This is a genomic window from Cyanobium sp. ATX 6F1, assembly GCF_024346315.1.
GTDB lineage: Bacteria > Cyanobacteriota > Cyanobacteriia > PCC-6307 > Cyanobiaceae > ATX-6F1.
In genome coordinates this window covers 204,439-227,748 of record NZ_JAGQCS010000003.1, presented here as the reverse complement: position 1 = coordinate 227,748, position 23,310 = coordinate 204,439, and the positions used below count along the sequence as shown (strand labels likewise).

At 66.6% G+C, this 23,310-nt stretch carries 20 protein-coding genes; 4 read left to right on the top strand and 16 right to left on the bottom strand.

What is annotated here, in order from left to right; translation table 11 throughout:
- Positions 1 to 996: 996 nt before the first annotated feature.
- Both KBZ13_RS06285 and KBZ13_RS06280 read right to left on the bottom strand, forming a co-directional pair.
- On the bottom strand, positions 997 to 1,959 hold the full coding sequence (locus tag KBZ13_RS06285; protein WP_255007488.1) for a J domain-containing protein: 963 nt from the start codon (positions 1,957 to 1,959) through the stop codon (positions 997 to 999).
- Positions 1,960 to 2,037: 78 nt separating this feature from the next.
- Positions 2,038 to 3,618, bottom strand: coding sequence for a DUF3370 family protein (locus KBZ13_RS06280; RefSeq protein ID WP_255007486.1), 1,581 nt, complete (start codon positions 3,616 to 3,618; stop codon positions 2,038 to 2,040).
- A gap of 260 nt (positions 3,619 to 3,878) precedes the next feature.
- Between KBZ13_RS06280 and KBZ13_RS06275 the strand changes: the two genes are divergently transcribed.
- Entirely contained in the window at positions 3,879 to 4,052 is a 174-nt protein-coding gene (locus KBZ13_RS06275; RefSeq protein ID WP_255007484.1) for a sigma factor SigF, read from the top strand.
- Here KBZ13_RS06275 and KBZ13_RS06270 read toward each other — a convergent pair.
- The 5 genes from KBZ13_RS06270 to KBZ13_RS06250 all read right to left on the bottom strand — a co-directional run bounded on the left by KBZ13_RS06270 (position 4,018) and on the right by KBZ13_RS06250 (position 8,141).
- Complete coding sequence (locus KBZ13_RS06270; protein ID WP_255007483.1) at positions 4,018 to 4,713, bottom strand: sigma-70 family RNA polymerase sigma factor; 696 nt, start codon at positions 4,711 to 4,713, stop codon at positions 4,018 to 4,020. The two genes, KBZ13_RS06275 and KBZ13_RS06270, sit on opposite strands and share 35 nt — an antisense overlap.
- Before the next feature lie 167 nt (positions 4,714 to 4,880).
- Positions 4,881 to 5,711 (bottom strand): ATP adenylyltransferase, encoded by an 831-nt coding sequence (locus KBZ13_RS06265; protein ID WP_255007481.1) that lies wholly within the window; start codon positions 5,709 to 5,711, stop codon positions 4,881 to 4,883.
- Positions 5,701 to 6,765: a SpoIID/LytB domain-containing protein gene (locus KBZ13_RS06260; RefSeq protein WP_255007480.1), complete on the bottom strand. Its 1,065-nt coding sequence runs from the start codon at positions 6,763 to 6,765 to the stop codon at positions 5,701 to 5,703. Before KBZ13_RS06260 ends, KBZ13_RS06265 begins: the two co-directional genes overlap by 11 nt.
- Positions 6,766 to 6,824: 59 nt before the next feature.
- A complete protein-coding gene (locus tag KBZ13_RS06255; RefSeq protein WP_255007478.1) occupies positions 6,825 to 7,736 on the bottom strand; it encodes an NAD(P)H-dependent glycerol-3-phosphate dehydrogenase in 912 nt (303 codons plus the stop codon).
- An 18-nt stretch (positions 7,737 to 7,754) separates the two neighbouring features.
- Positions 7,755 to 8,141 (bottom strand): DUF2237 family protein, encoded by a 387-nt coding sequence (locus KBZ13_RS06250; RefSeq protein WP_255007476.1) that lies wholly within the window; start codon positions 8,139 to 8,141, stop codon positions 7,755 to 7,757.
- Positions 8,142 to 8,264: 123 nt separating this feature from the next.
- On the opposite strand from KBZ13_RS06250, the gene KBZ13_RS06245 reads away from it, so the two are divergent.
- Positions 8,265 to 8,492 carry a hypothetical protein gene (locus KBZ13_RS06245; protein WP_255007474.1) on the top strand — a complete coding sequence of 76 codons (228 nt, stop codon included), beginning with the start codon at positions 8,265 to 8,267 and terminating at the stop codon, positions 8,490 to 8,492.
- A gap of 34 nt (positions 8,493 to 8,526) precedes the next feature.
- On the opposite strand, the gene KBZ13_RS06240 is transcribed toward KBZ13_RS06245, so the two are convergent.
- The 3 genes from KBZ13_RS06240 to KBZ13_RS06230 form a co-directional block, all read right to left on the bottom strand.
- Positions 8,527 to 8,799 (bottom strand): DUF4090 family protein, encoded by a 273-nt coding sequence (locus KBZ13_RS06240; RefSeq protein ID WP_255007473.1) that lies wholly within the window; start codon positions 8,797 to 8,799, stop codon positions 8,527 to 8,529.
- 104 nt (positions 8,800 to 8,903) lie between these two features.
- On the bottom strand, positions 8,904 to 12,533 hold the full coding sequence (metH, locus tag KBZ13_RS06235; RefSeq protein WP_409995624.1) for a methionine synthase: 3,630 nt from the start codon (positions 12,531 to 12,533) through the stop codon (positions 8,904 to 8,906).
- A gap of 41 nt (positions 12,534 to 12,574) precedes the next feature.
- Positions 12,575 to 13,492 (bottom strand): branched-chain amino acid transaminase, encoded by a 918-nt coding sequence (locus tag KBZ13_RS06230; RefSeq protein ID WP_255007469.1) that lies wholly within the window; start codon positions 13,490 to 13,492, stop codon positions 12,575 to 12,577.
- A gap of 77 nt (positions 13,493 to 13,569) precedes the next feature.
- Here KBZ13_RS06230 and cobN point away from each other — a divergent pair, with 77 nt between their 5' ends.
- Positions 13,570 to 17,217, top strand: a complete 3,648-nt coding sequence (cobN, locus tag KBZ13_RS06225) for a cobaltochelatase subunit CobN (protein WP_255007468.1) — start codon at positions 13,570 to 13,572, stop codon at positions 17,215 to 17,217.
- Between the two features lie 30 nt (positions 17,218 to 17,247).
- Here cobN and KBZ13_RS06220 read toward each other — a convergent pair whose 3' ends face one another.
- The 4 genes from KBZ13_RS06220 to KBZ13_RS06205 are packed head-to-tail and all read right to left on the bottom strand — an operon-like array spanning position 17,248 to position 19,324.
- Positions 17,248 to 17,769: a hypothetical protein gene (locus tag KBZ13_RS06220; RefSeq protein ID WP_255007466.1), complete on the bottom strand. Its 522-nt coding sequence runs from the start codon at positions 17,767 to 17,769 to the stop codon at positions 17,248 to 17,250.
- A 28-nt stretch (positions 17,770 to 17,797) separates the two neighbouring features.
- The gene (locus tag KBZ13_RS06215) at positions 17,798 to 18,469 is read right to left on the bottom strand and encodes a PHP domain-containing protein (protein WP_255007464.1); all 672 of its coding nucleotides are present in this window, start codon (positions 18,467 to 18,469) and stop codon (positions 17,798 to 17,800) included.
- Positions 18,470 to 18,488: 19 nt separating this feature from the next.
- Entirely contained in the window at positions 18,489 to 19,076 is a 588-nt protein-coding gene (gene hemJ, locus KBZ13_RS06210; protein ID WP_255007462.1) for a protoporphyrinogen oxidase HemJ, read from the bottom strand.
- 2 nt (positions 19,077 to 19,078) lie between these two features.
- Positions 19,079 to 19,324, bottom strand: coding sequence for a DUF2811 domain-containing protein (locus tag KBZ13_RS06205; RefSeq protein ID WP_255007461.1), 246 nt, complete (start codon positions 19,322 to 19,324; stop codon positions 19,079 to 19,081).
- Between the two features lie 116 nt (positions 19,325 to 19,440).
- On the opposite strand from KBZ13_RS06205, the gene gorA reads away from it, so the two are divergent.
- On the top strand, positions 19,441 to 20,793 hold the full coding sequence (gene gorA, locus KBZ13_RS06200; protein ID WP_255007743.1) for a glutathione-disulfide reductase: 1,353 nt from the start codon (positions 19,441 to 19,443) through the stop codon (positions 20,791 to 20,793).
- Positions 20,794 to 20,802: 9 nt separating this feature from the next.
- On the opposite strand, the gene uvrC is transcribed toward gorA, so the two are convergent.
- Together uvrC and KBZ13_RS06190 are read right to left on the bottom strand one after the other, a co-directional pair.
- Positions 20,803 to 22,758, bottom strand: coding sequence for an excinuclease ABC subunit UvrC (gene uvrC / locus KBZ13_RS06195; RefSeq protein ID WP_409995618.1), 1,956 nt, complete (start codon positions 22,756 to 22,758; stop codon positions 20,803 to 20,805).
- Positions 22,755 to 23,237 carry a flavin reductase family protein gene (locus tag KBZ13_RS06190; RefSeq protein ID WP_255007457.1) on the bottom strand — a complete coding sequence of 161 codons (483 nt, stop codon included), beginning with the start codon at positions 23,235 to 23,237 and terminating at the stop codon, positions 22,755 to 22,757. Before KBZ13_RS06190 ends, uvrC begins: the two co-directional genes overlap by 4 nt.
- Positions 23,238 to 23,310: the final 73 nt, after the last annotated feature.

Sequence of the window (23,310 nt, the reverse complement as noted above, 5' to 3'; positions counted from 1 at the left end):
GAAGTCTCGAGCTGAGCGCGACGTCGACCGATTGCCCCCTTTGGAGGATCCCACTCTTGCGTACCTGTGTTTGACACAGGTACGCAAGCTCAAAAACACAGCTGTGGCAATGCTTCTTGGGCATCCATTAAGCCTTGGACAACCGCGACCCCATGGACTGGACAGCTCCTGCACCGTTCAAGGAGGCCCCGATCAGGAATTGGTCACGGCCTTCCGCTCTAAGGATCAAGCCCGTCGAGCTGAGCACCCTGGCCCGATGGGGTCCATGGAGGCCTGGCCCATGAGAGATCAACATCGTCGTCCCATCGCAAGGAGAACTTGATGGGATCGGCACACAGGGTCACGCAAACCGCGCCACTCCCAGCACAGGGCCGCAAGCATGGCGACGGCCAGAATCACGTCAAAAACAATTCTTGACAGCTAACTGTTCAGCTTCAGGCAATGCGGAATCGCAGTCATTTCCGCTTGAAGACTGTTCACGAGCACAACAGTTGCTTTCGCTCATCAGAGCCTGCTTCCTTGAGCGGTTTTTATCATTGATCTGTGGAATGAATGCAGATTGCCGAAAAGAATCATTCAGTGTGTTGAACAACGCCTACCGCAACTCCTCGGAGTTGATGGCTGATGTTGATCATCGACCTAAGACAAACTGATAAAGACCATGATCGATGCGCCGGGACCTCGCCGCCAACGCTCGACGGGAACATGGTCGCACCATTCCCAATGATCCCAACTACGACGCTTAGCAGGTCTAGACTCAATTCTTAGTCGCGTCAAAATAGACGAGTCTCACTCCCTGGCCATTCGCCCGGCCGAGAGAGTCCAAGGCGGTACTCACTCATTTCTCAGTTTATCTATTTGAGACGCATGATGAGTCAAGACACTAGACCCATTCGCAACACAGTGGATCCTTCCTGAGTTCATGGATCGTGCTTGAGGCGCACCCTTGGGACCAGGCCCCTGGCTGATCTTATGTCTCAGGCGAGACCAGTGTGATCAGGCCGGTTGGCGGTACAACTCCTTCAGCAACTGATAGGCCTCGTTCAAGCGCCGCATCGCCTCCACCGAGCCACCGGCATCGGGATGGTGGCTCGCGGCCTGCAGCCGGTAGGCCTCTCGGATGGCGGCCAGGGTGAGCCGGTGCCCCGCCGTGGTCGGCAATTGCAACAGCTTCAGCGCTCCATGCAGGGTCATGGTGTTTTCCAGGGCCTGGAACGATGTGCCCCTGGGGCGCCGTCGGAAGCGGTGGACGAAGCGTCGAATCAATGTGGGGATGCGCAGGGTCAACGTGTTGGCACTGAAGGGATCCTCCAACAGACCGGCCGCCACCACCACCCGTGCGAACGATGGCTCCTGGGGGGCCCAGGCGGGAGCAATCCCCTGGATGATCTGCTCGGTCAGGCTCCAACTGAACGGCCGACCTTCGCTCTGGTCCGATTGACGCCAGATGTCCTGGGCCAGCCAGACCATGGAAGCCTCCAGCACCGCAGGGTTGGCGGGCTTGCCATACACGTCGATCCAGTGATCCTCGGCTGTGCGCAGGGCCCGCTCCAGCTCCCCGGGCTGGACGAGGGCCAGGGGCTCCTGGCCGTTGCTGATCGCCGGCCGAGGGTTGAGACTGCGCCTGACCTGGTTCGTCTGACGGCGCACAAAACCAGGCAGATCGATCCCTCCGGACCCTGATCGCGGCGCTCTGCTGGCGGTTGACTGTGCCCATCCATCGGCCTCCCCGTCAGCAATGTCCTCTGGATCAAAATCCAACGCCAGCTCAGATTGAGCCTCTCGGCTGACCAGCACCAGGGCACCACGCTCATGGAAGGGCGCATCGCGGCTCGCATCTTCCTCGAGGACGTCCTGGTCTTCCTGGCCTGGAAGCACCATTTCCAGCAGTCGCTCGAACAGGTCACCGCGCTTGCGCAGACCCCACTCCTTTTTGAGTGCATCGAGTTTGGCAAGCATCTCGATTGGAAGATCGACCGAAATGCGTCGTCTGTCCTGATCAGTGGGGTCGGCCACAGGGTGCGGGTCGGCGGTGGCTCAGCGCCCCATCAGATTCCTGATGATCCGCTGTTGGGCGTCCACCGCCTGCTGGTAGCGCTCAATCAGGGTCTGACTCATGCGGGCCGGTGGAATGAACGCCGGAGGCATTTGGTTCACACCGGCGGAGGGGTTGCCGATCAGGGAATTGTTGATCAAGGGCGGAGGCGCTACAGGCCTGCTCCATGGGGCCGCCGGGTTGGTGCGCCGTCGATTGGCCGACGCCGATGGGGTTCGGGGCTTGGCGCCGGGGGTGGTCTTGGCTGCGGGGTTGCCATTGGCCGCCACCTCCGGCGGTGCAGGCGCCGCTGCCGCCGGGCGGGCCGCTGCCGCCCGGGCGAGTTGCACCTGGCGCTCCCGCTCGAACAATTGGGCCAACTGCAGTTCGGGCACCACGCTGAGCAGGTGTCCTGGTGTGCAGTCGGCGGGATAAACAAGGCTGACCTTGACCGTGTTGATGACACCGGGTCGCAGGTTCAAGGTCGTCAGGGCAAGGCTTTCGCCGGAACGCATGCCCACGTGGACCTCCCGGTAGCCCTCTGCGGTCTCGATGCCGATCGAGCCTCGAAAGGCCGTGAAGTTCCGGCCATTAGGGGTTGGATGGCTCAAGGCCAGCACGTAGGGGCCATTGCCCACCAGATTCAGCTGGACGTCGTAGCGCACCCCGTAGGTGCCGACGTTGTCGAGGGAGGAATCCAGCATGCGGCTGGCCAAGGGATTCACCTGAACTTCGCCAGTGCCGAAGTTGTGACGGTTGGTGCTGGTCAAGGGCACATGCAGGGGGGCCTGGCGCAGGTCGTAATTCAGCGAAGCCTGGTAGGCATCGCCGTAGGCCACGCCGGCAACCCGGGAGAAGACCCGCCCGCTTTCGATGTCGGCCAGCCGGTTCAGGTAGATCCGCCCGGGTGCCAGCACCCCCTGGTCCAACACGGCCACGATGTCGTAGTCGTTCTGGGGATTCTCCGCGGCGACCACGGCCATCTGGAAGGGGCCATCGCTGCGGCCCTTGAGCAGACCGTTGGCGATGCCCTGGGCGGGCAACTGGGTGCGGAACAGCACCATGCGGCTGCGTGCAGGCACCACCACTTCGGTCGGAACACGGGCGTCGAGCTTTCCGCGCAACATCATCACCGCCGTGGCATCTCCTGGCCCGGTGTTCCAGGGACGGGGACCCAGGGGCTTGACCCCCATCAGGTAGCTGGGGCGGTAGGGAGCCTCAAAGCTGTTGCTGACGGCGCCACGATCAAAGCGGATGCGTACCGGCGCGTAGCCGGAGTTGATCAGAATCGTGGCCAGGGTGAGCTCGGCGCGGTAACGCCCGGCACTGGCCTGGGCTCCCTCCTGGGGGGTGTATTTGTGGTGCACATGCAACCCGAAATCACCGTTGAAGGTGAAGGCGGCATTGGCGAGGGGCTGACCGGTTTCAGCGGTCAGCGCCGAGCCTGGGGCCGTGTTGACCAGGATTCCAGCTCCGAGGACCTCCTCGGGCTGATTGGAGTGCAACACCGGCACGTTGTTGAAGTTGCCCTGCAAGGGCCGAGCCGACTGCCCGGCCATCAGGGGCACATAGGCCCAGGCCATGGGCGCGTGCAGAAGGGCCCCGCCGATGAAGACCACGAAAAAGCAGCGCCTGAGACCCGTGGGACCAACAATTCTCAAAACTTGTCTGATCTAAGAAAAACTACTGGTGAGGCCCGCAGTCATCGCCCTGACCATGGCGTCACTCGGCAGGGGAGGAATGGCTGTTGGGGCCGGCTCGGGCCGATCTCACCAGCGATGGAATCGGAACGCATCCTCGGTTGGAAAACCGTTAGAAGCGTTCTGAGTTGCATCATTTTCCCATGTTCCCCCCTTTCCCTTGTCATTCCACCCCAGAAGAGGCACGGGAGGCGCGGCGGCGCCATCTGCAGCGCAAGCTCCAGGCCCTGAGCTTCTGGCGGGATGGGGTGGAGCGGCAGCTGGCGGCGCTCCAGGCGGCCATCAGCACGCTGGAGCAACAAATCGCCCGTGATTGATGGGGGCAGCTTCCGCCCCCAACAGCTGCCGCATCCTGTCTAGACCCCTGCGCAGCAAGCGGTGGGCGGTCATCGGGCTCACCTCGAGCTCCCGGGCCACCTGACGCAGGCTGGCGCCACCGAGCACCACCCTCTTCACCACCTGACCCTGGCGGGATTCCAGCTGCGCCATCGCCGCCAACGCCGCGATCGGCGGCTCCAGCTCGATGGGAGCCTCCGGCTCGACCGCAATGGCCGGATCGTGCTCAAGCGCCTCGATCCGCCTGAAGCGACTGGCCTGCTCGAAGCGCTGCCATTGCAGAGGGCTGAGGCCAAGGGCAGCGCGCAGCTCGCGATCAGCGGGAGCCCGGCCCAGATCCTGGCTCAGCTGCCGGCTGGTGGCCCGCACCCTGTCCGCCAGTTCCTGCTGACGGCGGGGCAAGCGCACGGTGGGGGCGCAATCACGGAGGTAATGAAGGATCGCTCCACGGATGTGGTGGCGGGCAAAGGCCTCGAAGGGGATCTCCCGGGCGTTCTGGTACAGCTCCGCCGCCCGGATCAGCCCCAGCAGCCCCACCTGTTGCAGATCCTCCGCCTGCTCACGGCAGATCCCGGCGTAGTGAAAGGCAATCGGGCGAACGACGGCGCGGTACTGCTCCACGCGGCGGTTGCGCTCTCGCACCGCCTTGGGCAGCGATCGAACGCTGCCAGGGGAACGTGAGGGGGGAAGGGGTCGGATCGAAGTCATAGAGCGAGTCGCTTTGGTCGAAGGCAGGGCTGGTGATGGCGCCCTTCTTTCAACAGAGGCCCGGCTCCCCCTGATCCGACAACCGTGAAATCACGGAATCTTCATCCAGCCGCTGGGGCCGCCACCTCCTGCAGCAGGCGCAGGGGGCCGTGGCGCTGCAGCCAGTCGAGATCGGAGTGACCGGTCAGCAGCAGGTACCCGGCGAATCCCAGAGCATTGACACTGAAGCCGGCCCCATGCTCCCGGCTGCGCCGGATCGTCAGGAACCAGTCATCGTCAAACAGCAGGTTGTAGGGGTGCAGGGGCTGGGGATCACGGGCAGGACGGCCGAGACCAAGACTGGCGCAATGGTGCGCGTACAGATCCGCCAGATCGTTGCCATCGCCGGGGCCGCGCCGATCCAACCGGTACGCCCATGGCCAGAGCGCGGCTCGCCCGTCGAGCTGGGCGAGCAGATCGGCGGCCAGCGGGCAGCTGGGCTCGCCGCTGGCCCGGGGCAGCAACTGCAGATGGCGATGGGGCTGACTGGCGCCGGCGGTCGGGGAGTTGTTGAAGAACCACAGGCCGCCCGTGTCGGCCCCCACCTCAGCCACCGCCTGCCAGTCACTGACGCTCAGCCAGCCGCTCTGGGGTAGCCAGCGCTGGGTGATCAGCAGAAGGTGGCCATCCTGGACAGGATATTTATTGAGCAGCAGCAGGTGGTCGGGCCCCAGGGGGCCCACTTCCAGGGGCCGATCCCAGGGGAGGAAGGGATTGGGACGGGGCCCCGGTTCACGCAGATGGCGCGGTGGCGCCCCCTGCAGGCGCCTGAGGATGAACGGGGCACAGTTGGGAAGCTCCAACCGTTCGGTGCTCAGGGGGATCAGGGCACCGCTGCTGGCGGCCGTGCGGCTGACCTCCAGCGCCGCCCGCCAGAACCGTTCAGCCCGCACCCGCCCTGAGCCGGGCCAGGGAGGCCCCCTGGTAGTAACGGCCGAGGATGGCGTTGTAGCGAAGGCCCTGGGAGGCGAGTTGCTGGGCCCCCTCCTGGCTCATGCTGGCCCCCAGATGCCCGTGGGCCTCCAGAACGATCTGCTGGTTGGCCGCATAGAGGCTTTCCACGATGCCGCCCTGATAACTCAGGATCACGCCGGCGGTGCTGGCGGCGGCCCGCAGGGTGCGTTGATTGACCGATTCCAGACCGCGGTAGGCCTGCCAGCGGGTGGTGTTGCCCAGGTGCCAATGGGCACTGGCGGGGCGGGCCATGTGCGCCAGGGCATAGGAACGGGCGGCGACCGCCTGGGCCCGAAGCGCCTCGATGTTCCAGGAGCTGGGCATTTCCGAGCCCACCACCGAGGCGATGTAGCGCTCCAGCGACAGGTGATTGACCACGGTGTAGCTCCCACCTTGACGAACCACGCGCAGGCGACCGTCGTAGAGGCGACCCTGCACGCTCACCGGTTCGCCGCCAGGGGTCTCGAACCAGAGTTCAGCAGGCAGATCAGACCACCCAGACACCTCCAGGCCACTGCCGGCCCCTCCCTGACGTAGCACCTGGCCAGAGCGGTCGCGCAGCAGCCAAGGGCCCTGGGCCCCAAGCTGCAAACTGGCGGGCTGATTCAACAGCGCCACCCGGATCTCCAGATCGAGTGGTGAGCCGGCCTCGGGTTCCGCCAGGCTGAGCTGGCCTGAACCGCCGGCGGCAGCGGTGGCTTTGCGTGACTGCACCCCGCGCAGGGGATCAGGCTGGTCGCCCCCGGCGACGGGAGTGGAAGGGGAAGCGCGGGGCGGCGACGGCGGCGGTGCCTGAAGCATGGCGTCGATCAACGGAGCATCGACCATGGGGGTGCTGGGCACCAGCCCCTGGGCCATGAAGCCGATCCCCAGGGCCCCGAATCCAACCGGTGCCGTCAGCAGAATGGTTTTCAGCCGCGCCTGGCGCGAAAAACCGGAGCGCCATCGACGCCCGAGGGCAAGCCAGTGACGACGGCTCCTGAGCAAGACCAACGGTTCCTTTGGTAACAGGCGGATCATGCCGGAAAACGGGGCCCTTGGCCGATCAGGGTTCATTCACCTTTGAGGGCGCGATCCATCAGTGACCGCACACTCTCCTCGGGTCTGGCCCGCTCCTGGACCAGGTCCGCCACCTGCTCACAAATCGGAAGGTGCCAGAGCCGCTGGTCGGCCAGGCGGGTCACCGCCAGCGCCGTGGCGGCGCCTTCCACCGTGGCTCCCACCTTGGCCAGGGCCTGCTGGTGGGCAAGCCCATCCGCCCGCAGCGCTCCGTAGCGGTAGTTGCGACTGAGCGGACTGTTGGCCGTCGCGAGCAGATCACCCAGGCCCGCCAGGCCGTAGAGGGTGCTGATCTGTCCCCCCAGGCCTTCGATCACCACCCCCATCTCCGCCAGCCCCCGGGTCAGCAGGGAGGCCTTGGCATTGGCCCCGAGCCCCAGGCCATCACAGACCCCGGCAGCGACCGCCATCACGTTCTTGAGCGCACCCGCCACCTCCGTCCCAAGAGGATCGTTGTTGGTGTAGAGCCGCAGGCCATCGCCGCTCAATTGCCGTTGCAGGGCCGTGGCAAGGTCCCGATGGCGGGAGGCCAGCACGCTGGCGGCGGGCAAGCCTTGATCCAGCTCAGTGGCCAGATTCGGACCGCTGAGCACCACCAGCGGCAGTCCGGCAATCGCGTCCTCCCAGAGCTGGGAAGGGGTGCTGAGGCGCTCCGGGTCCAATCCTTTGCTGCAGCTCAACAGAGGCAGTCCCTGGGGCCATTGGGGGGCCAGCCGCAGGGCCAGATCGCCCACCCCCGCCATCGCCACCGCCGCCAGCACCAGCTCCTGCTGGGCCAACAGCAGGCCTGGATCCCCACCACCGCTGCGTGACCAGGCCTGCACCCGATGGCCCTGGCGCTCCAGCAGCGTCACCAAGGTTCGTCCCCAAGCCCCCTTGCCCAGCACCAAGACGCGCATACTCATGGCCGCGGTCGGTGCCGCTCACACGTCGGCGGCATTCTCCTCCAGCAGCTTCAGGGGAATCAGACCCAGGGTCGAGGCCTCGCTGGCCTTGAGCAGCACCGGTGGAGCCATGCCGTCTTCATGGGCTTCCAGCCAGCGGGCGGCGCAGACACACCAATGATCTCCAGGCTGGAGCCCCGGAAAGCGGTAGGCGGGCATCGGGGTGGAGAGATCGTTGCCCTGGGCCTTGCTGTAGCTCAGGAACGATTCGGTGATCACACAGCAGACCGTATGCAGGCCGTGGTCCCCCGGACCGGTGCTGCAACTGCCGTCCCGGGTCCACCCGGTCAGAGGCTCACAACTGCAGAGCTCCAGGGGCTGGCCGAGCACGTTCAGGGCCTGGGTTTGGGGAGTGGAAGAGCCCATGGATCGGGGGGGTGCGACGGCGAGGCCGGCAGGAGTCTGGCGAAGGACTGGCACAAATTCGTGCCAAGAGGTTGACGGATTCGGGGGGGCAGGCGTTAGAGGTCATTCAGCAGTTGCCCCTTCATGAGCTGGGACTTCACGGAAGACGCGGCCTTTTTGGCACTTTGCGATGCCTTCAAGGAGAGCGGTGAAAGCTCCGCGATTGAGTTCCTGGCCACTGGGGAGGGGGCGTTCCATTTCCAGGAACTCACCCAGAATGCCGCCGGAGAGGGCCTCGACCTGAGCGATTCGAGCGATCTGGAGGACTTCCAGCAGGGGGTGATCGACACCCTCGAAGATCTCTGCAGCTAGGCCAGCCCCCCCCCTCAGAGACGCTGTGACGGCCTCAGCCGTAGAAGAAGGCGATCTCCTTGGCTTTCAGGCCCTCCCAGCCCGCTGCCAGCAGCCTTGCGTCCAGGCTGGCCTGATCGAGGTGTTTGGCACCGGTACGCACGATCCGGTTGCGCATCGACTTGCGCACACCGCTGCGGGCCCGCTGGGCCTCCAGCGCCATCACCTCGTTGTAGAGCTCCAGCATCGCGGCAGGCAAGGGCGTGCCATCGAGATCAAGGCCGGAGGCAATCGCCTCATCAACTCCGGCGGGTCCTGCGATGGCCATGGGAGGGTTCAGACAAACACCGAACAAGCCTGCCATCCGAGCGCTCTGGGCTCTCAGGAAGCATGGAGGCCTGGCCCACGCCCGAAGCTGAGCCGCTCAGGCGCTCAGACGCTGAAGTAACGGGCACGGCTGTGGAGCGCCACCAAGGCCGTGGTGCTCTGCTCGGGCTCCAGCTGATCGCTCTCGTCCATCCGCAGGCCGACACGCTCAGCCCCCAGCCAAGCCAGCTGCTGGCGCGAATCAGCCACGTTGGGGCAGGCGGGATAGCCGAAGGAATAGCGGCTGCCGCGGTAGCGCTGGGCCAGCACATCCCGCAGGGCCACGGGCTCTTCGGCCCCGAAGCCGAGCTCCCGGCGGATGCGGGCGTGGGTCCACTCGGCCAGGGCTTCCGCCAGCTGCACCCCCAGGCCATGGAAGTAGAGGTAATCGCTGTAGCGATCGGCCGCGAACAGGTCGCGGGCGAGGGCCGTGGCCTTTTCGCCCATGGTGACCGCCTGCATCGGCAGCACGTCGACGGGCTGGCCATCCACCAGATCCCGGTAAAAATCAGCGATGCAGTAACGGTTGCCGCCCCGCTGCCGGGGTAGATCGAAGTGGCCAAGGGCCTGGGTGGGGTCAGCGGGATCGAACACCCGCAGGGCGTTGCCGGCGCGGCCAGCGGGGAAATAGCCGTAGGCCACCCGCGGGGTCAGCAGTTCCTCCTCCAGGCAGCGCTGGGTCCATTCCGCCAGCACCGGCTCAGCCTTCTCCGCCAGCAGGGCCTCGTAGTCCTCACGGCTCTGGTCCTTGGCCTTGCGCAGCTGCCACTGGCCGGCGAACAGGGCTTGGCGATCGAGGTAGGCAAAGACCTCCTCCAGGGGAATCTCCTGCTCCTGAAGCACCTGGCTGCCCCAGAACGGGGGTGTCAGGGCCGGCTCTTCGGGGACCACCGCGGATCGATCCTGCGTCGGCAACGGGTGGGCCTCGAACGCTTCGTCAGGGTCACTGAGCGCGGCCGTGGATGAGCTGGAGGCATCGCCGCCATCCCCGTTGGCATCGGACTCGTCGCTGGCGGCGGCCTCGAGCCCCAGACCGGTGGGGGCCCCAGCCAGAAATCCGCTCTTCGCCTCCCACTGGCCGGCCTCGCGGGCCTCAACGTAGGCCTCCATGAAGCGCAGGTCGGCGAACGCGTCTCGGCCGTAGATCACCTGGCCGTGGTACACCGAACGGCAATCCTTGTTGACGAATTTGGGTGTGAGGGCGGCACCCCCCAGGATCACCGGCACATCGATGCCGGCCTCATTGAACGCCTTCAGATTGTCCTTCATGAAGGCTGTGGATTTGACCAACAGGCCACTCATGGCAATGCAATCAGCCTGATGAGTCTTCTGGGCTTCGATGATCACTTCCACCGGCTGTTTGATGCCAAGATTGATCACTTCATAGCCGTTGTTGGTGAGGATGATGTCCACCAGGTTCTTGCCGATGTCATGGACATCACCCTTGACCGTGGCGATCAGGAATTTGGCCTTGGCCCGGCGTTGGCTGGAGCCATCCGCTCCCTCGATGCGATCCATCAGCGGCTCGAGGAAGGCCACCGCCGACTTCATCGTCTCGGCGCTCTGGAGCACGAAGGGCAGCTGCATCTGACCGGAGCCGAACAGTTCCCCGACCACCTTCATGCCATCCAGCAGAAAGGTGTTGATGATGTGAAGCGGTTCGTAGCTCAGCAACCCCTCCTGGAGGGCAACCTCCAGGCCGATGCGCTCCCCATCGATGATGTGTTGCTTGAGGCGCTCCTCCACCGGCAGATCAGCCAGGCTGGGTCCTGAGGCGCGGGCCTCCCGGGCACTGACACCTTCGAACAGCTTCGTCAGCTCGGTGAGCGGGTCATAGACGCACACACCCCCCTCGAAACGGCGGGCGTCGTTGATCAGATCGCGGCAGACCTGCTGGTGCTCGGGGCTGATCTTGGCCAGGGGCAGGATCTTCGCCGGGCTGATGATCGCCGCATCCATCCCGGCGGCACAACAATCGCTGAGGAACACCGAATTAAGCACGATTCGGGCGGCCGGCGAAAGCCCGAAACTCACATTGCTCACCCCCAGCACCACATGAACACCAGGCAAGCGCTCACGGATCAGTCGGATGGCCTCGATCGTGGCCGAGGCGTTCTTGCGGTCTTCCTCGATGCCCGTCGAAATGGGTAGGGCCAGGGGGTCATAGAAGAGTTCGTGGGCGGGAATGCCATATTCCAGGGCATCCCTGTAGGCCCGCTGGGCGATGGCGAACTTGCGCTCCGCCGTGCGTGCCATCCCTTCCTCATCGATGGTGCCCACCACCACCCCGGCGCCGTAGGCCTTGGCCAGTTCGAGAACCTTGAAGTAGCGCTCGTCGCCGTCTTCGTAGTTGGTGGAATTGAGCAGACATTTCCCACCGGCCACCTTCAGACCGACCTCCATCTTCTGCCACTCAGTTGAATCGAGCATCAGTGGCAGGTTCACATTGGTGACCAGGCGGCTCACCAACTCGTGCATGTCACGCTCGCCATCACGACCCACGTAGTCGACATTCACATCGAGCACATGGGCGTTCTCCTTCACCTGGCCCCGGGCCACCGCCACCAGGCCATCCCAGTCTTCGGCGTTGAGCAGCTCGCGCACCTTCTTGGAGCCGCTCGCATTCAGCCGCTCACCGATGATCAAAAAGGAGTTGTCCTGTAGATAAGGGGTGACGCCGTAGATCGAAGCCACGGCCGGTTCATAGGCCAGGGGAGGCCGCTGCTGCTGCTGGTCAGGGGTACGCACGCGCCGGGGATGGGGTTTCAAGCCCTTCGCCAACTCCGAGAGGGCCCCGATGTGGGCCGGGGTGGTGCCGCAGCAGCCACCGATCACCTGCACCCCCAGATCCTCGACGAAATGCAGCAGCTGCAGGCGCAACTCCAGGGGGGTGAGGCGGTAATGGGCCACGCCACCCACGTTCTCCGGCAGACCGGCGTTGGGAATGCAGCTGATCACAAACGGACAGTGCTCGCTCAGGTAGCGCACGTGCTCCTTCATCTGCTCTGGGCCCGTAGCGCAGTTGAGACCGAGCACATCGATCGGGAACGGCTCGAGAATCGCCACCACGGCGGCGATGTCGGAGCCAACGAGCATGGTGCCCGTTGTCTCCATCGTCACCGAGACCATCAGCGGCCGACGGACACCGGTGGACGTGAAGGCCTCCTCGATCCCCTGCAGGGCCGCCTTGATCTGGAGCACGTCCTGGCAGGTCTCGACGATGAACAGATCGACATCACCGGCGATCAGCCCTTCGGCCTGCTCCCGGTAGGACGCCTTCATCGTGTCGAAGTCGATGTGGCCCAGGGTGGGCAACTTGGTGGTGGGGCCCATGGAACCGGCCACGAAACGCGGCTGATCGGGGGTGCTGTACTCCGCCGCCACCTCCCGGGCCAGTTCGGCCGCCCGTTTGTTCATGGCGAAGGCCTGATCCTGCAGGTCGTACTCCGCCAGCACGATCGAGGCGGCGCCGAAGGTGTCGGTCTCGATCACATCGCATCCCACCTCCAGGAACTGGCGGTGCACCGCCTGGACCACATCCGGACGGGTGAAAACCAGGTTCTCGTTGCAACCCTCCAGGGCCGGACCACCGAAATCCTCGGCGCTGAGATTCATCTGCTGGAGCGAGGTGCCCGTGGCGCCATCGAACACCAGCACCGGGTGCTCGGGGCTGTGCAGCCGCTCCAGGAAGCCCATCCGCCCCGTGGCGGGGGCCACACCCACGCTCGCTTCAACCATCAATCGCTCAGGCGCACACGGGTGACCCAGTGGTCATAGGCGGAATCGCGACCCTCCGTGATCGCGGTGAGACGATCTCGCAGGCGCTCCATCACCGGCCGATCGGTGGCCAGATCGGTGCTTTCGATGCGGCGCACGGGGGTGACGCGGGCGGCCGTGCCGGTGAGGAACACCTCGTCGGCCACGAACAGCTCGGTCTTGTCGACGGCCCGCTCCAGGGTGGGAATGCCCAGATCCCTCGCCAACTCCAACACGCTGGCGCGGGTGATGCCCTCGAGGATGTCCTGATCAACGCCCGGTGTGATCAGCACCCCGTCGCGCACCATGAACAGGTTCATGCCGCTGGCCTCGCTCACCTTGCCGCGGCTGTTGAGCAGCAGCGCTTCGTCGAAACCACTCTTGAAGGCTTCGGTCTTGGCCAGGGAACTGGTGATGTAGGCACCACTGATCTTGCCCCGCAGGGGCAGAGAGCGGTCCTCCTGACGGGTCCAGCTGCTGATGCGACAGCTCACCCCGTCGGGGGAGAGGTAATCCCCCAGTTCAATCCCATAGATCAGGAAATCGGTCTGGATGTCGTGGAGGCGGGGGGCGATGCCCAGATCGCTGGTGTAGACGAAGGGCCGCAGGTACACCGGTGTGGTGGGGCGGTTGGCCTGAAGAAACAGGCGGATCGACTCATGAATGCGTTGCTCACTGAGCTCGGTGAGCAGCAGCCGGGCGCTCTGGCTCAGGCGCCTGGCGTGGCGGTCGGCGCGGAACAGCAGGATCTCGTTCGCATCGGCCGGATTGGGCAGGGCACGCATGCCCCCGAAGGCCCCGGTGCCGTAGTGCAGGGCATGGGTGGCCACCGACAGGGTCGCTTCCGGAAAGGGAACGATCTGACCGCCGAACCAGGCGAAGGGAAGGAACTGATGCATCGGGTGGCGGTGCGGGGCGGCGGCCCGGGGGCTCGACGTGCCCCGATCTTCTCACTGTCAGGCCCCAGGATGGGGTGATGCATCGGCTCGCGGCGGTCCCAGGCCTTGACGACAGCTCCGGCGGCCCCGCCTACGTGGAGCAGCCGCCGGCCCCGGTGGTGGTGCTCAGCAGCGCCGACACCGATCTGGCGACCCTCGCCGCGCTGCTGGAGCAGGAGCCGGATCTGCTGGGGGATGAGCTGCGCGGTCTCAACCTGGCGGCCCTGGAACACCCGGCGGTGATCGACCACTACATCGCCCGAACCCTGCGTCCGGCGCGGCTGGTGCTGGTGCGGCTGCTGGGGGGGCGAGGGCACTGGAGCTACGGCCTTGAGCAGCTGCAGCTGTGGTCGGCCGAGCCGAATCACCAGCTGATCGTGGTGGCCGGCACCGCCGACCAGGCCGAGGAGCTGGCCGCCCTGGGCAACGTCGATCCAGCCCTGACGATCGCCCTGGGCCAGTGCCTGCGGGAAGGGGGAAGCGCCAACTGGCGATCGATGCTGCTCAGCCTGCGCAGCCTGCTCTCAGGTGTGCGGCCCAGCCCCCCCGAACCCGTTCCCCTGCCGGACCCCCTCGCCCATGACTGGCGCGACGACACCGGTGCGCGGGTAGGGGTGGTGCTCTACCGCGCCCTGCTGCAGGCGGACGACCTGGCCCTGGCGGAGGCCCTGCTCACTGCTCTACGGGGCCAGGGGCTCTGTCCGAGGGCTCTGTGGGTGAGTGGCCTGCGGGAGCTGGCGGTGCAGCGGGGGGTGGCCGATCTGCTGGGGCGTGAGCAGGTGCAGGCGGTGGTCTGCACCACCTCGTTTGCCTCGGTTCAGTTCGAAGAGGCCGGACTGGGGGCACCGCTGTGGGAGGCCCTGGCGGTGCCGGTGCTGCAGCTGCTCTGCAGCACCCAGAGCCGGGCCCGCTGGCAGGCCAGCAGCATTGGCCTGGGTCCCCTCGACCTCAGCCTCCAGGTGGCCCTACCAGAGCTCGATGGCCGCCTCACCACCCGGGTGGGGGCCTTCAAGGAGCTGGCACGAGCCGATGGACGTCTGGCCAGCGCCGCGATGCACTACGTCCCCGACCTCGAACGGCTCGACTGGGTGAGCCGACTGGTGAAGGGCTGGACCGATCTGCGGCAGACCCCCACCCATGAACGGCGCCTGGCGCTCGTTCTGGCCAATTACCCCACCCGCAACGGCCGCCTCGCCAACGGCGTGGGCCTCGACACCCCGACCAGTTGCGCCCGCATGCTGGGCTGGCTGCGCGCCAGTGGCCACGACCTGGGCACGGCTCCCCTGCCGGCCGATGGTGATGCCCTGATCCACCGGTTGCTGGAGGGGCGCACCAACGATCCGGAGAGCGGCCACCGGCCGCCCCTGAGCCATCTCGATCTGGAGCTCTACCGGCGCTGGTACAACACGCTGCCGGAGCAGGGACGGCAGCTGCTGGAGGCGCGCTGGGGGCCGCCGGAGGCGGACCCGTCACTGGAGCCGGGCGGCTTTCCGATCCGGGGGCTGCGTTTCGGCGAAGTGGTGGTGCTGGTGCAGCCGGAACGCGGCTACGACCGTGACCCCAGCCTCAGCTACCACGCCCCCGACCTGCCGCCCCCCCACGCCTACCTGGCCCAATACCTCTGGCTGCGCCAGCAGGCCCGCTGCCAGGTGGTGGTGCACGTGGGCAAGCACGGCAACCTGGAGTGGCTGCCGGGCAAAGGCCTGGGCCTCTCAGCCTCCTGCTTCCCCGAGTGGGCCCTGGGGCCGATGCCCCACGTCTATCCGTTCATCGTCAACGATCCGGGGGAAGGCTCCCAGGCCAAGCGTCGCGCCCAGGCGGTGATCCTCGACCACCTCACCCCTCCCCTGGCTCGGGCGGGGCTCCACGGGCCGCTGCTGGAACTCGAAGCCCTGCTGGATGAGCACTGGGAGGCCCGCCAACTGGGCAGCGCGCGGCTGGTGGGTCTGCGGGAGCGCCTGGAGCGTTGCCTCCAGGCGCTCCACCTGCCCCTGGATCTGGAGATCGCCGACGGCTACCTCTGTGAACTCAAGGAAGCTCAGATCCGCACGGGCCTGCACATCTTCGGGGAACTGCCGGCGGCGGCCCCCCTGGCGGAGCTGCTGCTGGCCATGGCCAGGCCGCCCGTCCCCGGGGGGGAAGGCCTCACCCAGGCGCTGGCCCGGGACCAGCGCCTGGAGTTCGATCCCTGGGCCGATCAGGAAGAGAAGCTGCTCAGCGACTCTGACCAAACGCGCCTGGGAGGCGGCCCGCGCCGGGTGGGGGATGGGGTGGCGCTGTTGGAGCAGCAGGCGCTCGAACTGATGGAGAAATTGCTTGATCGGCGCGAGGGTCCTCTTCCCAGCGCCGGAGAGGCCACCACAGCCGTGCTGGAGAGGGTGCGCGACGGCTTACTGCCCAACCTGCTCGCCTGCGGCGAGGCCGAACGCAGTGCCTTCCTGGAGGCCCTGGCCGGGGAGCGCATCGCCGCCGGACCCTCAGGAGCGCCCACCCGCGGCCGCCCCGACCTGCTGCCCACGGGCCGCAACTTCTACAGCGTGGATCTGCGCGGGCTGCCCACCGAGGCCGCCTGGGACCTGGGACGCCGCAGCGCCGAATTGCTGATCGAGCTGCATCTGCAGGAGGAGGGCGACGACCTGCGTCAGCTCGCTCTTTCGGTCTGGGGCACGGCCACCATGCGCAACGGCGGCGAGGACATCGCCCAGGCCCTGGCCTTGATGGGGGTCCGGCCGGTGTGGGATGGTCCCACGCGCCGCCTGGTGGACCTGGAGCTGATTCCGCTCACCCTGCTGGGGCGCCCCCGGGTGGATGTGACCCTGCGCATCTCCGGTCTGTTCCGTGATGCCTTCCCCCAGCTGGTCACCTGGTTCAACCGGGCCACGGAGCTGGTGGCCTCCCTGGATGAATCTGAGTCGGACAACCCCCTGGCGGCGGCGGCCCGCTTGGAGGGCCAGGCCGCCCGGGTCTATGGCTCAGCGCCCGGGGCCTACGGAGCGGGGCTCCAGGGGCTGATCGACAGCGGCCAGTGGGAGAACCGCAGCGATCTGGGCGAGGCCTATCTGAACTGGAGCGGCTGGCGCTACGGGGGGACCGATTCAGCGGGCACCGAAGCGGTGGCGGACCGGGCGGGGCTGGAGCAGCGGCTGCGCAGCGTTCAGGTGGTACTTCACAACCAGGACAACCGTGAGCACGACCTGCTCGATTCCGACGACTACTACCAGTTCCAGGGGGGCCTGAGCGCCGCCACTGAAGCGGTGCGCGGCAGCGCCCCCGCCCTTTGGTTCGCCGACCATTCCAGGTCCCAGCGGCCGCGCGTACACCGGCTGGAAAAGGAACTGGACAAGGTGCTGCGCTCCCGGGTGCTGAACCCGCGCTGGATCGAGGGCATGACCCGCCATGGCTACAAGGGGGGCTTCGAGCTGGCCGCCAGCCTCGATTATCTCTTTGCCTACGACGCCAGCACCGGCCGGGTGCCGGATTGGAGCTATGGCGCCATCTGCGACCAGTGGTTGAGCGACGAAACCGTGCTGGAGTTTCTGCGCAACTCCAACCCCTGGGCTCTGCGGGACATGGCCGAGCGCCTGCTGGAGTCCCACAACCGGAGGCTATGGGAGGGCGCCAGCTTGGGGCAACTGGCGCACCTGCGGGAACTGGTGCTCAGCAGCGAACGGATGGTGGAAGGCTGAGCCGTCGGGTTGCCGAGACCCTCAGGGGGATCAGAGGTTGAGATCCCTGGCCGCGTTCAGCCAGTCATCGGTGGAGCCGGGCTTGGACGTGGGCGCGGAGCTGGAGGGCTGGATCTCCTGACCCTCCCTCGTGGCCCGGCGGGGAGGGGGAGCGCCCACCTGGTTCGTGCCGGTGACGGCCGATCCCTTCATTCGCTTGGCGAGCTCGGAAGCGCTCAGTCGCTCGGCGAAGGTTTTCTTGACCGGCTTGGGAATGCCACCGGTGAGGTCGATGTTGACATCGGCCCTGGCGGTCCCGGGCAGACCATCACTGGCCATCTCCACCCGAGCAGCCATGGAGTCGACCTCCTGGATGAATTCCTTGCCGCCGGGGTTGTCGGCATTGCCGGGAAAGGTGCGGCGGATGGTGTTCGGTTTGCGCATGAACTCCACGTTGCCGAGGCTGCTGGAGGAGTCAGGGTCGAGGTAGTAGGAGGTTGTTTCCTTCTTGGTCTTCTCTTCGCTGCTCTTGCTCCAGGAACGGTTGCCCAGCAAACGGTCGAAGAGTCCCATCGATTGGTCAGGAAAGCGTGATCAAACCCTAGCGGCCGTCGAGGGCCGATCCATGGGTATCGGTACCGCAACTACGCAAAAGTCCGAGATCAGCCAACTGACGATCGATGGCGTTGCAGACCACGGGCGTGGGCGACCAGCGGCCCTCCATGCCGTAGTCGTACCAGGCCTCCGCCCCATCGAATCCGAGGGCGGCGGCAGCGGCGATCAGGCGCTGGTGGGGCAGCCGATAGCGGGCTGGGTGGGCCAGAAGGGCCAGGCCGCCGGCGGCGGTGATCGCTTCGCGCACGGCCTCAGCCCTAAGGGCCTGGCCCACCACGGCCGTCCCCTGGAGGTAGGGCTCCAGCGCGCCGTGGCCCGCCTCGAAACCCAGGGCGAGCACGTGCACGAGACAACCCTCCAACAGACAGCTGATCTCCACCCCCGTCCACAGCACCGGCACCGCCTGACCGGACTGCCGATGCTGCTCCAACTGACGCTGAATCGGGCCATGGGCCCCAAGGCTGTGGTGGTCGGTGACGGCGAAATGCTCCAGCCCACGGTCGATCGCCTGGCGCGCCAGGGCTTCGGGTCGCAGGCTGCCGTCACTGCAGGTGGTGTGGCAGTGGAAGTTGAACCGCGCCGGGCAACTCTCGGCCGTGACCTGCTCGAGCACTGCCGCCAGGGGATGGGGAGCGCCCGGGCGCCGGGGGCCACTCAACGCAACCGTGGGGCGGGGCTCAACCACCGGCGGCCAGGGTTTCCCGCTCGGCCCTCAGGCGCCGCCAGCGGGCATAGAACTGGATCGAGGCGGCCATCGCCAGCACCAACGCCACCAGGAACCAGGTGGCCGCGCCCGTGGGGAACTGGCCCTTGAACACCACCAGCATCACCACCAGCACCAGCATCAAGGTGGGCAGCTCGTTGAGGGCGCGCAGTTGCTTGCCCCCCCAGCGGCAGGTCCCGGCCCTGAGCTGGCCCATAAGGCGATAACAGAAGGCGTGATAGGCCAGCAAGGCCACCACCAACGCAAGCTTGGCGTGCATCCAGCTCTGGTGCAGCCAGGCCGGCTGCACCACCAGCAACCCCACCGCCATCGCCACGGCCACCACCATGCCCGGGGTGGTGATGATGTTGGCCAGCCGCCGCTCCATCAGGGCGTACTGGGCCTTGAACGCACCCCTCACAGGGTCCTGCAGCTCCTCGGCCTCGACGTGATAGATGAACAGTCGCACCAGGTAGAACAGCCCCGCAAACCAGACCACCACGCCAACGATGTGGAGCGTTTTGAACCACAGGTAGGCCTCGGGGGGGAGGGCCAGCGGCATGGTCAGGGCATGTTGAACAGGCCATCAAGGTAAAGCTCCCGCACCACGGGCTGGGCTGCGCCCTGCTGCACCAGGAACTGGGCCAGGGCGGTCTGAAGCAGCTGATTGGTGTCAAGGCCAGGTCGCCTGTGCAGGAACCCCTCCATGGCGGCGAGCAGATCGGCGGGGAGATCCAGCACCAGCCCCCACTCCCCGCCGGCGCGGCCATTGGCACGATCAGCACTACCCGTGGTGGCAGGGGAGGCCATGGCCTGGACATCTGGTGGAAGGAGGCCAAAGATCCAGCCGAGAAGGCGTCCTGTCAAGGGGGCCACTCCCCTTGTTGAGCCGTGACATGCTCGGCCCAGAGACGGAGGCTGCCGCCATGGCCGAACACTGGGATCTGGTCGTGATCGGGGCGGGCTCCGGGGGGCTGGCCGCCAGCAAGCGGGCGGCGGCCCATGGGGCCCGGGTGGCCCTGATCGAAGGCGACCGCGTTGGCGGCACCTGCGTGATCCGTGGCTGCGTCCCCAAGAAGCTGCTGGTGTACGGATCGGCCTACCGCGAGACCCTGGCCAATGCCGCCAGCTTCGGCTGGGAATTGAGGGAGGTGCGCTGCCACCCCGCCAAGCTGCTGGCCAGCGTGCGCGCCGAGGTGGACCGCCTCGATGCCCTGCATGTGGGTTTTCTGGAGAAGGCCGGGGTGGAACTGATGCGCGGCTTTGCCCACTTCGAAGACCCCCATCACCTGCTGGTGGCGGGCGCTGGCGGAGAGCAGCGCATCGAGGCCGAGCGGATCCTGATCGCCGTCGGCGGGCGGCCACGGCGGCCGCTGATTCCGGGGGCGGAGCTGGCCTGGGTCAGCGACGACCTGTTTCTGCAGGAGGACCTGCCAGCCTCGGTGCTGATCGTGGGCGCCGGCTTCATCGCCTGCGAATTCGCCTGCATCCTTGTGGGTCTCGGGGTCCAGGTGACCCAGCTGGTGCGCCGGGACCACCTGCTGGCGGGCTTCGATCGGGAGCTCAGTGATGCCGTGCGGGAGGGCATGGAGGAACTGGGGGTGGAGCTGCTCTTTGGACTGGAGCCCATGAGGATCGACGGCCAGCCGGGCGACCTGACCGTGGTCGACTCCGCCGGTGGTTCCCATCCGGCCGCCGCCGTGTTGATGGCCACCGGCCGCGACCCCAACACCCAAAGCCTGCAGCTGCAGGTCGCTGGCGTTCACCAGGAAGGGGCCCGCATCCCCGTCGACGCCGACCAGCGCACCAACGTGCCCCACATCTATGCGGTGGGGGATGTGACCGACCGCATCAATCTCACTCCGGTGGCGATCGATGAGGGGCGCGCCTTCGCTGATTCCGTCTTCGGTGGCAAGCCCCGGCGCACCGACCACCGCCTGGTGGCCAGCGCCGTGTTCTCGCAGCCGGAACTGGCCAGCGTTGGCCTGAGCGAGGAGGAGGCCAAGCGGCTCCACGGGGAGAGCGCGATACGCGTGCACCGGGCGCGGTTTCGCAGCCTGGCCCTGGCCCTGCCCAAGCGCGGCCCCCGCTGCCTGCTCAAGTTAGTGGTGGAGGCCGCCAGCGACCGCGTGCTGGGGGCCCACATGGTCGGGGAGCACAGCGCCGAGATCATCCAGATGGCGGCGATCGCCCTGGGAATGGGGGCCACCAAGGCCGATTTCGATCGCACCATGGGCCTGCACCCGAGCGTGGCCGAGGAATTCGTGACCATGGGCTGACTCCCTGCACTAGCTGGCCTCGGCCTCCTGCCCCGCCTCCTCTTCGGGGTGGAAGTAGCCCCGGATCTGAAGGGCCAGGGCCGGCCCCACTCCAGGTGCGGCGGCGATCTGCTCGAGGCTGGCGAGCTGAATCGCATCGATCGAGCGGAAGTGGGCCAGCAGGTCCTTGACCCGCCGTGGACCGAGCCCCGGGATCTCGCTCAACCGCGAGCGCTTCATGCGCTCACCGCGCTGCTGACGGTGATAGCTGACCGCGAAGCGGTGGGCCTCATCGCGCAGACGACGCAGCAGCAGCACCCCCAGCTGTTCGGCTTCGCTCTCCAGGGGCTGGCTGGCCCCGGGCAGGAACACCTCTTCCCGCTGTTTGGCCAGCGAGCAGACCACCAGCTCCTCGTGGAGGTCAAGCTCGCGCAGGGCCTCCATCACGGCGGAGAGCTGACCCTTGCCGCCGTCGATCATCACCAGATCGGGCCAGTCATTGAGGCCGCCGGTGTGGAGGGCGCTCTGGCTGGATCGCCGCAGTTCCGCCAGGTTGGCTCCCTCGGCCTTGGCCTGGGCCCAGCGGCGGAAGCGGCGCCGCATGATCTCGGCCATGGCCATGAAGTCGTCGCTGTGGCCGGCCGTGATGCTGGTGCTCTGGATCTTGTACTTGCGGTAGTGCTGGCGGGCCGGCAGCCCATCGATGAACACCACCTGTGACGCAACCGCATCGCTGCCCTGGATGTGGCTGATGTCGTAGCCCTCGATGCGCCGGGGCGGCACGGGCAACTCCAGCAACTGCGCCAGATCTTCCGTGGCCAGCTGATGCTGCTCGGCCGTGCGCTGGGCCCGGGCCAGCTCGAAGCCGGCGTTGCGCTCCACCAGCTCCACCAGGTCGGCCTTCTGCTGGCGTTTGGGGTGCTGCAGGCTCACCTTGCGGCCGCGCCGTTCCCCGAGCCAGTCAGCGATCAGCTGGTGCTGGGGGAGGGCATGCTGCACCAGCACCTCGGGCGGAATCTCCACCGGCTCCACCTGGCCGTAGTGCTCCTCGATCACCCGCTGCAGGATCTCCCCAACCGTGGCGATGCTGGCGTCGGCGGTGTAGCCCAGCCGGCCCACCAACTTGCCGGCGCGCATCTGAAACAGCTGCACAGCCGCCACGCGCTCATCGGAGGCCAGGGCAATCACATCCCGTGAGACGGAACTATCTCCCAGGCTCATCTTCTGGTCGGCCGTGAGGTTTTCAAGGCCCTGCAGCTGGTCACGCACCATGGCCGCCTGCTCGAAGTCAAGGCGCTCGGCGTAGCGCTCCATCTGGGCCGTGAGCAGCTCCAGCAACTCATCGTTGCGGCCCTGGAAGATCATCGCCACCTTGCGCAGCAGACGCTGATAGTCGTCGGGGCTGATCTTCTGCTGGCAGACCCCCGGGCAACGGCCGATGTCGTAGTTGAGGCAGGTGCGCTCCCGGTAGAGGGGCTGGGGTCGCTGGCGCATCGGAAACACACGCTTGACCAGGGCCAGGGTGCGGCGCAGCAGACCCACATCCACATAGGGTCCATAGAAACGGTCCAGGGGCTTGCGGAAACGCCGCTGGCGGGTGATGAAGATGCGGGGGTAGGGCTCGCTCCAGGTGATGCAGAGGTAGGGGTACTTTTTGTCGTCCTTCAGCAGCACGTTGAAGTGGGGCTGATGGGCCTTGATCAGATTCGACTCCAGGGCCAGCGCTTCCGCCTCGCTGTCGGTGACGATGAACTCGATCTCCACCACCTGCCGCACCATCAGAGCGATGCGCGGGCTGAGATCGTGGGAGTCGCGGAAGTAGCTGCGCACGCGGCTGCGCAGGCTCTTCGATTTACCGATGTAAAGGATGCGGTCGTCGCCATCGCGCATCAGATAGCAACCGGGTTCAGCCGGCAACTCCTTGAGCCTCAGCTCCAGCCGCTCGGGGTGCTGGAGCAGCGGCCGCAGCGTGCCGGCCACACTCAACCGCCGTAGGACCAGCCCGTGGCCGACAGCTCCAGGGCCTCGCCCTCGCGGTGCAACAGGGCGCTTTTCACCTCGCCCACGAACACCGTGTGATCACCGTGGGCCACCTGACCCACCAGCTCGCATTCCACGGCGCCGAGGGCGTCATCGAGGATTGGCATCCCCAGCTCCCCCAGTTGGAACGGGGCCGCCTCGAAGCGGCCGCCGATGCCCTGCTGGGGCTTGAAGAACACAGCCGCCAGGTCCTTCTGATCGGCCGCCAGCACATTCAAGGAAAAGCGGCCGGTGCGCTGGATGATGCCGTTGCTGGTGGAGTCGGAACGCACGGCCACCACCACCAGCGGCGGCTCGAAGGAGCCCTGGGTCACCCAGCTGGCGGTGAAGCCGTTGACCTGCTCCCCTTCGGCGACGCCGCAGATGAACAGCCCGTGGGGAATCTTGCGCAGCAGGGTTTTCTTGGCGGCGGCATCAAGGGCCATGGCTGCGGCAGCAGATCTCCCTCAACTCTAGGCAGAAGACCCCTGCGGCCTGTCTGCCGGGGCTCCATAGGAT